The sequence below is a fragment of the Stenotrophomonas sp. TWI819 genome (assembly GCF_039673075.1).
In the GTDB taxonomy this organism is placed as follows: Bacteria; Pseudomonadota; Gammaproteobacteria; order Xanthomonadales; family Xanthomonadaceae; genus Stenotrophomonas; species Stenotrophomonas rhizophila_B.
In genome coordinates this window covers 290,977-304,951 of sequence record NZ_JBDJKY010000004.1, presented here as the reverse complement: position 1 = coordinate 304,951, position 13,975 = coordinate 290,977, and the positions used below count along the sequence as shown (strand labels likewise).

Below are 13,975 nucleotides of genomic sequence, written 5' to 3'. Positions count from 1 at the left end.
GAACCTAGCATTATACCAGCCCGGCGCCCCGCGTTCCCGGGCGGTGGTCCCGGGGGCTAGGGTCTGAGCAGGAAGGTCACGGGACCATCGTTGACCAGGCTGACAACCATATGGGCACCAAACTGGCCTGTTTCCACCCCCGGGGCGTGTTTTTGTCTGCAGATATCGACGAGCCGGTTGAATCCGCGTTCAGCCTCCGCCGGCGGCGCGGCGGTACTGAAGCCCGGCCGCATCCCACTGGATGTGTCGGCCGCCAGGGTGAATTGGCTGACCAGCAGCAATCCGCCACCGGTATCACGCAGGGACCGGTTCATCTTTCCGGCCTCATCGCCAAACACACGGTAACCAAGCAGGCGATCGGCCATCCGCTCGATCTGGGCCTCGGTGTCGCCCGGTTCCATGCCCACCAGGGCCAGCAGACCGGAGCCGATCTGGCCGATGACCGCCCCCTCGACACGGACGCTGGCTTCGCTGACGCGCTGGATCAGAACAAGCATGGACACGGCTCCGCAACTGAAGGCGGCCTACCTTAACGTGCCCGCGCGCCGACAGGCAGGCCGCCAGCGGCTAGACTTTGCGGTGATGAAACCGCACACCACTGCCCGCCTGGCCTACCGCGCCGCTGCCCAGTTCACCCGTCTGCCCTGGTCCTGGCTGCGTGCCTTCGCCAATGGGCTGGCTTGGCTGTGGATCCGTCTCAACGCCCGTGAGAGTCGCGTGACCCGCCGCAACCTCGAACTGGCCTACCCCGAGCTGAGCGACGCCGAGCGCGCGGTGCTGCACCGGAACGTGCTGCGCTCCACCGCGCTGCAGGCCATCGAGACCCTGCGCCTGTGGACCCAGCCGCGCGAACGCAATCTCGCGCGGTTGACCGAGCGCCACGGCGAGGCGCTGTACGACGCGGCCCTGGCCGCCGGCAAGGGCGTGATCGTGGCCGCGCCGCATTACGGCAACTGGGAGCTGCTCAACCAGTGGCTGGCCTCGCGCGGGCCGATCGCGATCGTCTACAAGGCCCCGGATGAAGCAGTGGGCGATGCCTTCCTGCAGCTGGTCCGCGGCGGCGACAACGTGCAGCAGGTGCGCGCCGAGGGCCCGGCCGTGCGCCAGTTGTTCAAGGTGCTCAAGGACGGCGGTGCCACCGGCATCCTGCCCGACCAGCAGCCCAAGGCCGGCGACGGGGTGTTCGCGCCGTTCTTCGGGGTGGAGGCGCTGACCATGACTCTGGTCAACCGGCTGGCCGAGCGCACCGGCGCGACCGTGCTGTACGGCTGGTGCGAGCGGATCGGCCCGGGCATGGAGTTCGCCCTGCATATTGAAGCGACCCCGCCCGCCGTGGCCGATCCGGACCCGCGCACCGCGGCCACCGCCCTCAATGCCGGGATCGAACGCATCGCCCGGCGCGATCCGGCGCAGTATCAGTGGACCTACAAGCGCTATACGCTGCGCCCACCGCAGAGCGGCGAGGACGATCCCTATGCCACCGAGGACCATCCGCACTGACTGCGACGCTGCGTCGCGCCCTTGGTGCGATTGAATCGCCGCGATCCGTCCCCACTGTGGAAACCACGATGTCCCCCACGGCCCCTGACATGTCCTCTGCTTCTTCCCTGTTCGGCGACCCGGCCGCGATCCGCTGCGAGCGTGCGGTGGCCGAACTGCGTGCCGGCCGCCCGGTGGTGATCGACAATGGCCAGGGCCAGCGCCTGGCCTTCATCGCGCTGGACAGCAGCACCCGCACCAGCTTCACCGCCTTTGCCGCGGCCGCGGAAGACCGGCACTACCTGTTCCTCACCGCCACCCGCGCCCGCGTGCTCGGGGTGAGTGCCGAACGTGGCGCGCGCGTGCCGCTGGCCGGCATCGACTTCGATGCCCTGCCCTCATTGAGCTACCTGCGCGACCCGGGTGCGATGCCGCCGGGCTGGACCGGTGGCGAAGCGCTGGACGATGGCGCGGTGGAAATCGCCCGCCTCGGCCTGCTGTTGCCGGCGATGGTCGGCGTGCTGCTGACCGCCGATGACCGCCGCTTCGACGACTGCGCGCAGGTCTCGCTGTGCGACCTGAGCCAGGGCGCCGAGCAGGCCGCGCACGCGTATGAACTGGTGGCCCGCTCGCCGGTGCCGCTGCGCGAGGTCGGCATGACCGAATTCGCGGTGTTCCGCGGCGGCGTGGCCCAGCGTGACCAGGTCGCCATCATCGTCGGCACCCCGGATCTGTCCGCCGTGGTGCCGGTTCGCGTGCACTCCTCCTGCCTGACCGGCGATCTGTTCGGCTCGCTCAAGTGCGACTGCGGCGACCAGCTGCGGCGCGGCCTGCGCAAGCTCAAGGACCTCGGCGGCGGCGTGCTGCTGTACCTGGACCAGGAAGGCCGCGGCACCGGCATCGCGGCGAAGATGCGCGCCTACGGTTATCAGCATGATGGCCTGGATACGATCGACGCCGATGCCCAGCTCGGCTTCGGTGCCGATGAGCGCCGCTACGGCAGTGCCGTGGCGATGCTGCAGAGCCTGGGCGTCAGCCGTGTGCAGCTGCTCAGCAACAACCCGACCAAGGCCCAGCGCCTGCGCAATGCCGGCATCGACGTGGTCGACTGCGTGCCGGTGACCGGCGACATCACCGCCGAGAACGAGCAGTACCTGCGCACCAAGGCCGAACGCGCCGGCCACCTGCTCGATGTGGACGCACTGATCCAGGCCGCGCAATAGCCCACGGCAACCTGCTACCGTCTGCGCCACGGGCGGTTGCACCTGTACGCATGCGCCCGGTCCGTTTTCCAGCCGAGCGCCTTGCCTTGTCCGAACTTCTCGACACTCCCGTGCCGCCGCCCTTGCCGCTGTTGCCGGCCGCCCCCGACTGGCAGGCGATGCCCCTGCGTTCGGCCTCGCTGGCCGCGTTCGGTGGTGCGATCGCCGGCGCACTCCTGCTGGGTGGCGTGCTCGGCGCGCTGTGGGTGGTGTTCGATCTGCCGGGGCGCTGGTGGGGCGCAACCGGCATGGTCGTGCTCGGCGCGCTGATCGGTGCGGCCCTCGCATTCCGCCGCCAGCGCCGCACGTATTGGCGGCTGGATGCCCAAGGCCTCGGCTTGCGCCGCGACCTGCTCTGGCAGAACGAAACCCGTGTCCCCACCTCGCGCGTGCAGCATCTGGATCTGCGCCGCGGGCCGATCGAACGCAGCGCCGGCTTGAGCACGCTGGTCGTGCATACCGCCGGCAGCCGCTTCAGTGCGGTCACGCTCAGTGGGCTGGACAGCGCCGATGCCGAGCACCTGCGCGACACCCTGGCGCACCAGCTGGACCAGGACGACGACGCACTGTGAGTACCCCGCCGCCGCTTGATGCCGCGCCGGAGCAGCGGCTGCATCCCTGGTCATGGCTGTTCGTGCTGCTGATGCAGTTGCGCCAGGGCCTGGTACCGCTGATCGCGCTGGTGGTGTTCGGCCAGCGCGGCGACCGCGATGAGCTGTGGCTCTCACTCGGCCCGGTGATCGCCGTGGTGGCGCTGGTTGCGTACTCGGTGCTGCAGTACCTCACCTATCGCTACCGGATCGGCACGTCGGCCATCACCGTGCGCAGCGGGGTGTTCGCGCGCAATCGTCGCGAGATCCCCTTCGCCCGCATCCACAACGTGGTGGTCCACCAGAACCCGTTGCACCGCCTGTTCGGCGTGGCCGAGCTGAAGCTGGAATCGGCCGGCGGCCATCGCCCAGAAGCGGAAATGCGGGTGCTCAAACTGGATCAGGCGCTGGCACTGGAGCGCCTGGTACGCCAGCGCGGTCAGGCAGTGCCGGCCACGGCCGAGGGCGACGCCGCTGCGCCCGAACCGGCTGAGGATGTGCTGCTCGCCTTGAGCCCGGGCGAGGTGGTCCGTATCGGCCTGCTCTCCAACCGCGGCTGGGTCGTGGTGGTGGCAGTGCTGGGCGCGATGGTGCAGTTGTTCCCGCGTGGCAGCGTCTCCGATGTCATCGAAGCCGGCGGCCGCCAGGCCTTCGGGTATGCCAGCCACCTGCACCCCGGGATGTGGCTGTGGACGATGGCCGCGGTGGTCGCCGTGGTGGGCTTCTGGGTCATGCTGCGGGTGTTGTCGGTGGTGCTCGCGCTGCTGCGTTACTACGGCTTCCGGCTCAGTGAGCACGAGCGCCGGCTGACCGTGGCCAGTGGGCTTCTGACCCGCATGCGCACCAGCGTGGCGCGGCGCCGTATCCAGGCGTGGACATTGCGCGAGAGCGCGCTGCAGCGCTGGTTCCAGCGCCGGCAACTGCGTATCGATATTGCTGCCGGCAACCCCGGCGAAGGCGAGCGGCGTGACCTGCGTGAGCTGGCGCCGCTGGCGACGCCGGCCGTCTGCGATGGGCTGGTCCAGCATCTGCTGCCGCACCTGCAGTGGCCGCCGGCGCGCTGGCAGCCGGTGCAGATGCGGGGCTGGTGGCGGCTGTGCCTGGGCGCGCTGTGCATCGTTCCGTTGCTGACGGCGGCGGCGATCTGGTACGGCGGGCCGTGGGGCGCGGTGTTGCTGCTGTGGCTGCCGTGGTCGGCGTTTCGCGCGCACCGGCAGATGGCGCGCATCGGCTATCACCTGGATGACGACTACGTCGCCGTGCGCGGTGGCTGGTGGCAGCGCTGGTGGCGCTTTGCCGAACTGGACAAGCTGCAGGCGCTGCGCCTGACCCGCTCGCCGCTGGACCGCCGGCTGGGCACCGCCAGCGTATGGCTGGATACCGCGGGTGCAGGCATGGGCACGCCGCTGGTGCTGCAGTACCTGCCGGAAGCGGAGGCGCGTGCGGTGTACGACCAGTTGGGCCGCGCGTTGGCGAAGCGTCGCCTGCGCTGGTAGGAGCGCATCCACGCATGGCGTGGATCTACCTGGTGACGCTACCGCTTCGCTGGCCCCCAATACCCGAGATCCTTGCGGATCTGCAGACCACGCGTCCACGCACCGAACGGTTTGCGCTTGAGCGTGCCGAGTTCACCGGACAGGAAATCCTCGGTGGCGGCAATCACCCGCTCGGAGCAATACCCATCGCGGAACGGATGGATGGTATCGGCGTAGCGCCGGATTTCGGCCATCAACGCCGGGGCGGGATTCAACGCCTGCGCCAGCATCGCCGGCAACTGGGTGGCATCGTCGAAATCGATCATGTGCGGCTGCGGAACCCGGTTGCGGAAGGTCACCACCGGTTTGTGCTGCACGATGAACTCGGAGACGATCGAGGACGTATCCGAGACCAGCACATCGGCGGCGCGCTGCGCGGCCATCACCTGTTCCGGCTCGATGAAGCGCGCATGCGCACCAGACAGTGCACGGTAACGGTCAAACAGCTCCGGGGCGCACTTGGGGTGCAGGGTCAGCAGCCAGTAATGCTCACCGCGGGCGATATCGGCCGCGATCTGCTCGTACAGGTGCGGCGCTGCGCTCAGCCGCTCGGTGAAGGTCGAGCCGAACAGGATCACCGGGCGGCCCTGTGCCGGCACGCGCAGTCCCGCGCTCAGGCCACCGTCATCGCGGAACAGCGGATCGAGCTTGGGCCAGCCGGTCTCGGCGACGGCGAAGTGGCCCTCGCGCGCGGCCAGCTCGCGGAACGGGGTGGTCGTGGCCGGGCCCTGCGTGCAGTACAGATCGAACAGGCCGCGCACCCGGAAGTGGCCGCGGGCACTGTCGCGCTTCTGCACGTTGAAGCCGTGGAAGACCTGCACCTTGGCCCCGGCAATGAACGGCGGCACCCAGTTGGCGGCGCTGAACACCGCGCGCGGGCGCAGTGCCAGCGCGTCTTTCAGGCCTACATTGGGCACGCCAGGCAGCGACGCGCCGGCGGCGCCATCGGCGAACCAGGCCGACACCGATTGACCGGATGCGTGCAACGCCTGCGCCAGAGGGGCGAGAATGGGCAGCGCATAACGCTCCGTCGCAAACAGCAGGTACTCGGCCATCATGTCCTCCTCGACCGCTCCCACTGAACGGCCTCGCATTTCGGCCTGCATTATCGCGTTCAATGAAGCCGACCGCATCGGCGACTGTCTGGCCTCGCTGGCCTTCTGCGACGAGATCATCGTGGTGGACTCGCAGTCCACCGATGCCACGGTGGCGATCGCGACAGCCGCCGGGGCGCGGGTGCTGCAACGCCCGTTCGATGGTTTCCGCAGCCAGAAGGCGTTCTGCGTCGAGCAGGCCGCGCATGACTGGGTGCTGTGCCTGGACGCCGACGAGCGCATCAGCGACACCCTGCGCGAGGCGATCCTGTCCGCCCAGACCAACGGTTTCGCCGGCCACCACGGCTACCGGTTCGCACGGCTTTCCGAGTACTTCGGCAAGTTCCTGAAGCATGGCAACGCCTACCCGGACCGGGTCCTGCGCCTGTTCGACCGCCGCCATGGCGGCTGGCGCGGCAAGCGTGAGATCCATGAGGCGGCCAGCGTCGATGGTGCGGTGGGTACCCTGCCCGGCGATCTGATCCATTACCCCTACCGTTCGCTGGAGCAGCAGCTGCTCAAGACCCAGCGCTACGCACGGATGATGGCCGAGCACGAGTTCGCGCGGGGCAAGCGCGCCACCCTGCCCAAGCTGATCCTGGCCCCGGCATGGCGGTTCTGGCGCGGACTGTTGCTGCGCGGCGGCTTCCGCGATGGTTGGCACGGGCTGGTCTATGCCTATGTGCGCGCCAACTACGTGCGCCAGAAGACCATCATGCTGTGGATGCTGCAGAACGGGCAGCCGGTCACCGACCCGCCGCGGGATCAGCCCGGCGCCTGAGCTTTGGCCTGTGCCAATGCCAGCCGGCGCGTATGGCCCTGGACGATCGACAGTCCGGCCAGCAGCCCGACGATGGTGACGTAGAAGCTGGCCGTGATCTGGTGCGCGAACATCGACTGGGTGATCCCGCACAGCACGTAGGTCACCACCACCATGATCCCGGCAGCGGCCGGGCCACGGAAGGCCTGCTCGCCGCTGCGCCGGTGCAGGCCGGTGAATACCCACAGCGGCACACCATAGATGGCCAGCAGCAACAGCAGGCCCGGCACGCCCTGCGTCGCCGCCCACTCGGCCAGGTCATTGTGCGCGTGGCCCAGATGGCAGCGCTGTTCGGCCGGATCATCCCGGCAAACCGGCAGTCGCTGCATGGCGCTGTCGAAATGGCCGATGCCCACGCCGGTCAGCGGATGATCGAGGAAGGTCTCATAGGCCACCTGCAATCGCTCCACGCGCGCGCCGGCCGAGGAGTCGCTGTCTCCGCGCTCCATCCGCACCACGTCGTGCTTGAGCTCGGTCAGGCGGACCTGCTCGCGCAGACTCGGGATGGTCAGGATCAAGGTACCGGCGATCGCCACCAGGGCCAGCAGCACACCCAGCCGCGCAGGCCCGGTACGCCAACGAAGGCTCATCGCCATCACCACCAGCAGCGCCAGCAACGCCAGCCAGACACCCCGGCTACCGCTGAGCACGATGGTGACGCAGCCGGCGACCATGCCCACGATCACCCATGTCCAACGTTTGTGTGGCCGGCAGAACACCAGCAGCACCATCAGCACCAGCACGATGTCGGCCAGTACGATCGCATTGGTGGTCAGTTCAGCGCGGGCAGCCCCGCCTGCCACCTGGAGGATCGACAGCACCATCGTGCCGATCAAACCGGCCAGCGCCCCCGTCCACAGCCAGCGCATGTCGGGCCGCAATGCACACACCCACAACGCGATCCAGGGAATGACCACAAAACGGGAACGTACATCAATGTCGCGCAGCCCTTGGTCAAACAGGTGTATGGAGATAAGCGCGAAACCGACCGTCGCCATCACCATCCACGACAGCACGACCACCGGCCGCCCGGCCAGGCCACGCGCGCGCCACAGGACGTCCGGCGCCAGCAGCGTGCTCAGCAGCAAGAGGATGCCGTAGGGCAGCAGGTTCTGCGGCAGCGTCAACACCAGCGCCGGCATGCAGAACAGGCCCACGGTGGCGATCCAATGAGCCACCCCGGCGCGCCCCTGCAGCGGCGGCAGGGAGGCAGGCGCGGACGGCCTGGATGCGGGGGAGAACGTCATTGCCAACCTCGATTGCCACACGCAGCATTGCAGAAATCACTCATCGCCGTCGATCCGGTGCAGCGCGCGCTCGCGTGCCTGTTCCTCGGCACTGGCCACGCAGGGGCCATGAATATCGCCCGGCCTTACCAACCACCAACGGCGGCGGTTGGCGACCCCGGCCAGCTCGGCACTGGTGCGGTCCACGCAGGCCAGCAGTGCATCTTCCTGCACCAGCAGCCAGCGCCGCTGCGGCTGCGCCGCCTGCCAGGCGACGCCATCAGCGAGCTGCCGGTCCCAGCGCCGGTTGAACCCGAAGGTTGCCGCGTTACGGTCGGCCATCAACAGATTCTGTTCTTTCCAGGCCACCAGGCCCAGCTCGGCATCGGCGCCGATGCGCTCGCCGACCTGGTGCATCAGGCCACGCGCGGAGCTGGAGTCATTGAACAAGGGGTAGCCGATCAGCCCGAACGCCACCCAGGCCATGGTCAGGGTGGCCACCACCGCCAGATGGAAGCGCCGCACGCCGGCCACGCACAAGGTGAGCACGGCCCAGCAGCCCAACGCGACCGCGACCCAGCCCAGGCCCGAGGTCACCGCGGTATCGATGCCACGGTCGAGGATGAGTTTGCGCTCGAAGCCCGGCTGACCCATCAGCATCGAGATGCCGATGCCGAGCAGGCCGGCGGCCAGCAGCGCCACGAAGCCGCCCAGCAGCCACTGGAACGCACGCTTGCGCAGCAGCCCCGGCAACAGCGGCGCCAACGCCAGGCAGAACATGGGCAGCGCCGGCAGGATATAGACGTCGCGCTTGCCGTTGGGGATCGAGAAGAACAGCACGATCAGCAGCCACCACACCAACGGCAGCAGGTAGCGCGCATCGCGCCGCTGCAGCCGCCGGCGCCAGGCCGGGATCGCCCAGGGAATCGCCAGGAAGGCGGGGATCCACATCGACGGCATCGTGCCCAGGAAGTACCACCACGGCTGGTGGTGATCCCAGGATTGCGCATACCGCTTGGCGGTTTGCCGGAACAGGATGTCATCCAGATAGGCGCGGTACTCGACCGAACCACTGCCCAGCGCCGTCACCACCATCGGCACCAGCCACAGCGCGATTGCCAGCACGAACGCCAGCGGCCCGGCCCAGAACCGCCAGTCGCGGATGTGCAGCTTGACCCGCGGCCAGCCCAGCAGCGATGCCACCGCAGCCGGCACGATCATCAGCAGCGCGATCACCCCCACGCCCTTGGTGATCACCCCCAGGCCGGCAGCGAACCAGCCCAGCCACCACCATCGCCACGCCGGCCCACTGAGCAGGTGCCGCAGCAGGCCGTAGTTGGCCAAGGTGATGAAGAACACCACCAGGGGATCGATCTGGGCTTTCTTGGACTGGAAAGTGAAGTGCAGCGCGAACAGCAGCGCCCACGCCGCGTACAACCCAACCCGCCGCGTCCACAGGCGGCGGCCGAGGTCATAGACGCAGGCCAGCGTCCCCAGCGCGGCAAGCAACGAGGGCAACAGGAACGCCACCCGCCAATCGCCGATCAGCGTGTACAAGGTCGCCTGCGACCACATCAGCATGGGCGGCTTATCCGAATACAGCTCGGTGCCACGATGCGGGAACAGCCAGTCGCCGCTCTCCACCATCTGCTTGGCGACCAGCGCAAAGCGTGGCTCATCGGACGGCCACGGATCACGCATGCCCAGGCCAGCCCCCAGAACGAGCAGGGCCATCAGGGCAAGCAGCCAGAACTCTCGGGATGCGCGGTTTTTTAGCATGGGGCGGAATTCTAGCCGGGTTCGGATCAGCCCTTCTTTAACAGACGCGCATAGAAGAAGCCGTCAGCACCGTTCTCACCCGGCAGGCGCTGGCGCCCGGCCCAGGAATCATGGCCATACGCCTCGCCCAGCGGCAGGAAGCCCGCATCACGGGTGCGCTGAAGGAAGGCTTCGACCTGGAACTGGTTTTCATCGCGCAGGATCGAACATGTCGCATACAGCAGGGTTCCGCCCGGGGTGAGCATCGTCCAGCAGGCATCCAGCAGGCGTGCCTGCAGGGCCATCAGCGCCTCGATGTCGGTCGCGCGGCGATGCGCCAGTACATCCGGCTGGCGGCGGATGATGCCGGTGGCCGAACAGGGGGCATCGAGCAGGATGGTGTCGAACAATTGCCCGTCCCACCAGCTGGCCGGATCGGTCGCGTCACCCGCGAGCACCTTCGCATTCTGGCCGACGCCGGTGCGCACGAACGTTTCGCTGATGCGCTTGAGCCGGCGCGCGTCGATATCCAACGCCACAAGGTCCAAGGTGGGATCGCGCTCCAGCAGATGCGCGGCCTTGCCGCCCGGTGCGGCGCAGGCATCAAGCACCCGCGAACCCGGGCGCGGCGCCAGCGCATCGGCCACCTGCTGGGCCGACAGATCCTGTACCGACAGCGCGCCATCGGCGAAGCCCGGCAGCGCGGACACGGCCACCGGCACCGGCAGACAGATCGCGTCGGCACCTACGGTCGAAGCTTCGGCAGCGATGCCTGCCGTCTCCAGCTGCTGCAGCATCGCATCGCGGCTGCTGTGCTGGCGGTTGACCCGCAGCCACAGCGGCGCGGCCTGCAGGCTGGCACTGAACACAGCCTCGGCCTCCTCCGGCCAATCCTGTTCGATCTTCTCGGCCATCCACAGCGGGAACGCATCGCGCGCCGGCAGCGGCGGAATGCCTTCGCGCTGGGCGCGGCGCAGCAGTGCGTTGACCATGCCGGCCTGGCGATCACGGCCCATCGCACGCGCAGCGTCGACCGTGGCCGAGAGCGCGGCATGCGCCGGCAGCTCCAGCGCGTCCAGCTGGGCGAAGCCGACCAGCAGCAACGCGCGCAGTTCGTCTTCGCGCACACTCAGTGGCCGCGGCATCCATTGCGCCAGTGCAGCGTCATAGGCGGCGCGGCGACGCAGCACGGCAAAGCACAGCGCCTCCAGCAGCGCGCGGTCGCGGCTGTCGTCCAGGGTCGGCAGTGCGGTGGCCAGTTCGGCCTTGAGCGAACGGCCGCGGCCGATCACCTGGGCCAGCACGCGCGCGGCCAGCACGCGGGTCGGCACGCCGGGGGCGGTATGGGCGGTGTAGGGGCCTGCAGGCTTGCCAGAACGCGCGTTGGTCATCTCAGGCACCCACGCCAAGATCACGACGGGCATTGAGGTAGTCGGCGGCCGTGATCGCCTTGCCGCCCTCACGCTGCAGCACGCGCAGGCGCAGTGCACCTTGGCCGCAGGCGATGTCGATGCCCTCGCGCGAGGCGGCCAGCAGCGTGCCCGGGGCCTTGCCCTGGTTGTCCTCCAGCGCGATCGCGCCATGGATGCGGACGCGCTCGCCGGCCAATGTCGCCTCGGCGATCGGCCACGGGTTGAAGGCGCGCACGGTCCGGGCCAGCGCCTGGGCATCGCCGGACCAGTCCAGGCGGGCTTCGGCCTTGTCCAGCTTGTGCGCGTAGGTGACGCCCGCCTCGGGCTGCGGCTGCGCGATCGGCTTGATGCCGGCACGCAGCAGGCCCAGGCCATCGGACAGCACCTGCTCACCCAGCGCGGCCAGGCGGTCGTGCAGCTGACCGCCGGTGTCGTTGGCGCCGATCGCGATGTGCTGCTTGAGCAGCACCGGGCCGGTGTCCAGCCCCGCTTCCATCTGCATCAGGCACACACCGGTCTCGGTATCCCCGGCCTGGATCGCACGCTGGATCGGCGCGGCACCGCGCCAGCGCGGCAACAGCGAGGCATGCACGTTCCAGCAGCCGTGGGTTGGAATGGTCAGCACCGCCTTGGGCAGGATCAGCCCATAGGCCACCACCACCATCAGATCCGGCTGCAGGTCGCGCAGCTGCTGCTGGGCTTCGGGGGTCTTGAGGCTTTCCGGCTGGAACACCGGGATGCCGCGTGCGATCGCGTCCAGCTTGACCGGCGATGGCGCCAGGCCACGGCCACGCCCTGCGGGACGATCAGGCTGCGTATACACCGCGACCACTTCATGGTGGCGGGCTGCGGCACGCAGCGAGGACACGGCGAACGCCGGCGTACCGGCAAAGACAATCTTCATGGCGACCCCACTAACAGAACGTAAAACGGCGCCGATGTCCGGCGCCGCGCGACAGCACACGTCGCGCGGTCAACCCGCGCGGCGGTCGCTGCAATCACCTCAGGCAACGTGCTTGCGCAGCTTGGCCAGCTTCTTGCGCACCATCTCGCGCTTGAGCGGCGAGAGGTAGTCAATGAACAGCTTGCCGTCCAGGTGGTCCATCTCGTGCTGCACGCACACGGCGAGCACGCCGTCGGTGGTCAGTTCCTGGGCCACGCCGTGGCGGTCCAGGTAGCGCACGGTGATCTGGTTGGCGCGGGTGACGTCGGCAAAGATGCCCGGCACCGACAGGCAGCCTTCCTGATAGACCTGGCCCCCTTCGTTGGCGACGATCTCCGGGTTGATGAACACCATCGGGGTGTCCTTCTCCTCACTGACGTCGATCACCATGAAACGCTTGTGCACGTCGACCTGGCTGGCGGCCAGGCCGATGCCGGGGGCGTCGTACATGGTCTGGAACATGTCATCGATCAGGGTCTGGAACGCCGGCGTGGTCACGTCGGCGGCATCCATCAACGCGGCCTTGGTGCGCAGGCGCGGATCGGGAAATTCGAGAATGGGCAGGAGAGCCATGGCAAATACCGGTAGGGGGCGCCGGTCGAAGCGGCGTACAGGGCGATTCTATCGCCAACGCTTGCCCCGCGCCCCGGTTTCTGGACTATAGTGCGCGAACCTGTTGGGGAATCAGGCACCACATCTATGTTTGAACGAACTCGTACGGTCGTCGCCGTAGCGATGCTGACCGTCGCTACCTATGCTACCGCCGTGGAAATGAATGGCGGGCACCCGGATACCTATGTCGTGCGCAAAGGGGACACGCTGTGGGACATCTCGGCGCGGTTCCTGCAGAAACCCTGGCTGTGGCCGGAAATCTGGCAGGCCAACCCGCAGGTCAAGAATCCACACCTGATCTACCCGGGTGACGTGCTCAGCCTGGCCTATCTGGACCGCGTCGTGGCCCAGCCCGGCCCGCGCCAGGAGGCCCCGATCAGCGGCGTCCCGCTGGAGCAGGTCGAGCCCTTCCTGAAGCAGCTGAGCGTGGTCGACGAGGTCAAGTCGCTGCCCTACGTGGTCAATCTGGAAGACAACCGCCTGCGCGCCACTACCGGCCAGACCGCCTATGTACGGGGCCTGGAGAATGCGCAGGTCGGCCAGCGTTTCGCCGTGGTCCGCCCGACCGTGCAGTACGCCCTGCCCAAGCCGACCGAAGACCTGAACGCCCGTGGCGACACCACGCCCGGCAGCGGCAACCTCTGGAAGACCTTCATCGTGCCGAGCAAGCGCAACCAGACGCTGGGCTACGAGCTGGCCCAGATCAACGTCGGCACGGTGACCCGCGTCCAGAGCGGCAACGTCGAGGTGACCTCGCTGGTGCTGCAGGGCCAGGTCGATGGCCGTGAAGTCCGCGCCGGCGACCGTCTGGTCCCGGTCGAGGCCCGGCCCTATGACCTGCAGTTCGTACCGCACGTGCCCGCCGCGCAGACCGCCGATCTGGATGTCCGCGTGCTGGCCGTGGCCGACACCTTCACCTCGGGTGGCCCGCGCGACGTGATCGCGATCTCCGCTGGGAGCGTCAACGGCGTGGACAACGGCACGGTGTTCTCGCTGTGGCGCCAGGGCCGTCATGTGGCGCACCGCATGGACTACCCGAACTCGTCGCGGATGGACGATTCGCTGACCAGCGGTGCCGGCCGGGTCACCCTGCCCGACGAGTACGCCGCCCATGCGATGGTGTTCCGCACCTTTGAGAACGTCAGCTACGCGCTGGTGATGGAAGGGGTGAAGCCGGTCAAGGTTGGCTATTCGGCACTGCATCCCGATACCAAGTAAGCGCGGCAGAGTCCTACCCCGCCATC

At 68.3% G+C, this 13,975-nt stretch carries 13 protein-coding genes; 6 read left to right on the top strand and 7 right to left on the bottom strand.

Annotated elements, in window-relative coordinates; all coding sequences use genetic code 11:
- Positions 1-56: 56 nt before the first annotated feature.
- A complete protein-coding gene (gene dtd, locus ABE463_RS07975; protein ID WP_346467778.1) occupies positions 57-497 on the bottom strand; it encodes a D-aminoacyl-tRNA deacylase in 441 nt (146 codons plus the stop codon).
- A gap of 85 nt (positions 498-582) precedes the next feature.
- Here dtd and ABE463_RS07970 point away from each other — a divergent pair, with 85 nt between their 5' ends.
- The 4 genes from ABE463_RS07970 to ABE463_RS07955 all read left to right on the top strand — a co-directional run bounded on the left by ABE463_RS07970 (position 583) and on the right by ABE463_RS07955 (position 4,827).
- Positions 583-1,500, top strand: coding sequence for a lauroyl acyltransferase (locus ABE463_RS07970; RefSeq protein ID WP_346467777.1), 918 nt, complete (start codon positions 583-585; stop codon positions 1,498-1,500).
- 68 nt (positions 1,501-1,568) lie between these two features.
- Positions 1,569-2,702 (top strand): GTP cyclohydrolase II RibA, encoded by a 1,134-nt coding sequence (gene ribA / locus ABE463_RS07965; RefSeq protein WP_346467776.1) that lies wholly within the window; start codon positions 1,569-1,571, stop codon positions 2,700-2,702.
- A 158-nt stretch (positions 2,703-2,860) separates the two neighbouring features.
- Complete coding sequence (locus ABE463_RS07960) at positions 2,861-3,313, top strand: PH domain-containing protein (RefSeq protein WP_346467810.1); 453 nt, start codon at positions 2,861-2,863, stop codon at positions 3,311-3,313.
- On the top strand, positions 3,310-4,827 hold the full coding sequence (locus ABE463_RS07955; protein WP_346467775.1) for a PH domain-containing protein: 1,518 nt from the start codon (positions 3,310-3,312) through the stop codon (positions 4,825-4,827). Before ABE463_RS07960 ends, ABE463_RS07955 begins: the two co-directional genes overlap by 4 nt.
- Positions 4,828-4,865: 38 nt before the next feature.
- Here ABE463_RS07955 and ABE463_RS07950 read toward each other — a convergent pair whose 3' ends face one another.
- Positions 4,866-5,924, bottom strand: a complete 1,059-nt coding sequence (locus tag ABE463_RS07950; protein WP_346467774.1) for a CDP-glycerol glycerophosphotransferase family protein — start codon at positions 5,922-5,924, stop codon at positions 4,866-4,868.
- On the opposite strand from ABE463_RS07950, the gene ABE463_RS07945 reads away from it, so the two are divergent.
- Positions 5,923-6,741: a glycosyltransferase family 2 protein gene (locus ABE463_RS07945; RefSeq protein ID WP_346467773.1), complete on the top strand. Its 819-nt coding sequence runs from the start codon at positions 5,923-5,925 to the stop codon at positions 6,739-6,741. The genes ABE463_RS07950 and ABE463_RS07945 overlap by 2 nt on opposite strands.
- Here the strand turns inward: ABE463_RS07945 and ABE463_RS07940 are convergent.
- The 5 genes from ABE463_RS07940 to def form a co-directional block, all read right to left on the bottom strand.
- Entirely contained in the window at positions 6,726-8,027 is a 1,302-nt protein-coding gene (locus ABE463_RS07940; protein ID WP_259258966.1) for an O-antigen ligase, read from the bottom strand. The genes ABE463_RS07945 and ABE463_RS07940 overlap by 16 nt on opposite strands.
- Positions 8,028-8,063: 36 nt before the next feature.
- Positions 8,064-9,785, bottom strand: coding sequence for a glycosyltransferase family 39 protein (locus ABE463_RS07935; protein ID WP_259258964.1), 1,722 nt, complete (start codon positions 9,783-9,785; stop codon positions 8,064-8,066).
- A gap of 26 nt (positions 9,786-9,811) precedes the next feature.
- Positions 9,812-11,155, bottom strand: coding sequence for a 16S rRNA (cytosine(967)-C(5))-methyltransferase RsmB (rsmB, locus tag ABE463_RS07930; protein WP_346467772.1), 1,344 nt, complete (start codon positions 11,153-11,155; stop codon positions 9,812-9,814).
- A 1-nt stretch (position 11,156) separates the two neighbouring features.
- The gene (fmt, locus tag ABE463_RS07925) at positions 11,157-12,080 is read right to left on the bottom strand and encodes a methionyl-tRNA formyltransferase (RefSeq protein ID WP_259258962.1); all 924 of its coding nucleotides are present in this window, start codon (positions 12,078-12,080) and stop codon (positions 11,157-11,159) included.
- A gap of 99 nt (positions 12,081-12,179) precedes the next feature.
- Positions 12,180-12,692 (bottom strand): peptide deformylase, encoded by a 513-nt coding sequence (gene def / locus ABE463_RS07920; protein WP_123730063.1) that lies wholly within the window; start codon positions 12,690-12,692, stop codon positions 12,180-12,182.
- A gap of 126 nt (positions 12,693-12,818) precedes the next feature.
- On the opposite strand from def, the gene ABE463_RS07915 reads away from it, so the two are divergent.
- Positions 12,819-13,949, top strand: a complete 1,131-nt coding sequence (locus tag ABE463_RS07915; protein WP_346467771.1) for a LysM peptidoglycan-binding domain-containing protein — start codon at positions 12,819-12,821, stop codon at positions 13,947-13,949.
- The last annotated feature ends 26 nt before the right edge of the window (positions 13,950-13,975 follow it).

What these genes read in the sequence shown, in the direction of transcription:
- dtd (WP_346467778.1), bottom strand. Translation starts at nt 497, where the DNA reads ATGCTTGTTCTGATCCAGCGCGTCAGCGAAGCCAGCGTCCGTGTCGAG.
- ABE463_RS07970 (WP_346467777.1), top strand. Translation starts at nt 583, where the DNA reads ATGAAACCGCACACCACTGCCCGCCTGGCCTACCGCGCCGCTGCCCAG.
- ribA (WP_346467776.1), top strand. Translation starts at nt 1,569, where the DNA reads ATGTCCCCCACGGCCCCTGACATGTCCTCTGCTTCTTCCCTGTTCGGC.
- ABE463_RS07960 (WP_346467810.1), top strand. Translation starts at nt 2,861, where the DNA reads ATGCCCCTGCGTTCGGCCTCGCTGGCCGCGTTCGGTGGTGCGATCGCC.
- ABE463_RS07945 (WP_346467773.1), top strand. Translation starts at nt 5,923, where the DNA reads ATGTCCTCCTCGACCGCTCCCACTGAACGGCCTCGCATTTCGGCCTGC.
- ABE463_RS07950 (WP_346467774.1), bottom strand. Translation starts at nt 5,924, where the DNA reads ATGATGGCCGAGTACCTGCTGTTTGCGACGGAGCGTTATGCGCTGCCC.
- ABE463_RS07940 (WP_259258966.1), bottom strand. Translation starts at nt 8,027, where the DNA reads ATGACGTTCTCCCCCGCATCCAGGCCGTCCGCGCCTGCCTCCCTGCCG.
- ABE463_RS07935 (WP_259258964.1), bottom strand. Translation starts at nt 9,785, where the DNA reads ATGCTAAAAAACCGCGCATCCCGAGAGTTCTGGCTGCTTGCCCTGATG.
- rsmB (WP_346467772.1), bottom strand. Translation starts at nt 11,155, where the DNA reads ATGACCAACGCGCGTTCTGGCAAGCCTGCAGGCCCCTACACCGCCCAT.
- fmt (WP_259258962.1), bottom strand. Translation starts at nt 12,080, where the DNA reads ATGAAGATTGTCTTTGCCGGTACGCCGGCGTTCGCCGTGTCCTCGCTG.
- def (WP_123730063.1), bottom strand. Translation starts at nt 12,692, where the DNA reads ATGGCTCTCCTGCCCATTCTCGAATTTCCCGATCCGCGCCTGCGCACC.
- ABE463_RS07915 (WP_346467771.1), top strand. Translation starts at nt 12,819, where the DNA reads ATGTTTGAACGAACTCGTACGGTCGTCGCCGTAGCGATGCTGACCGTC.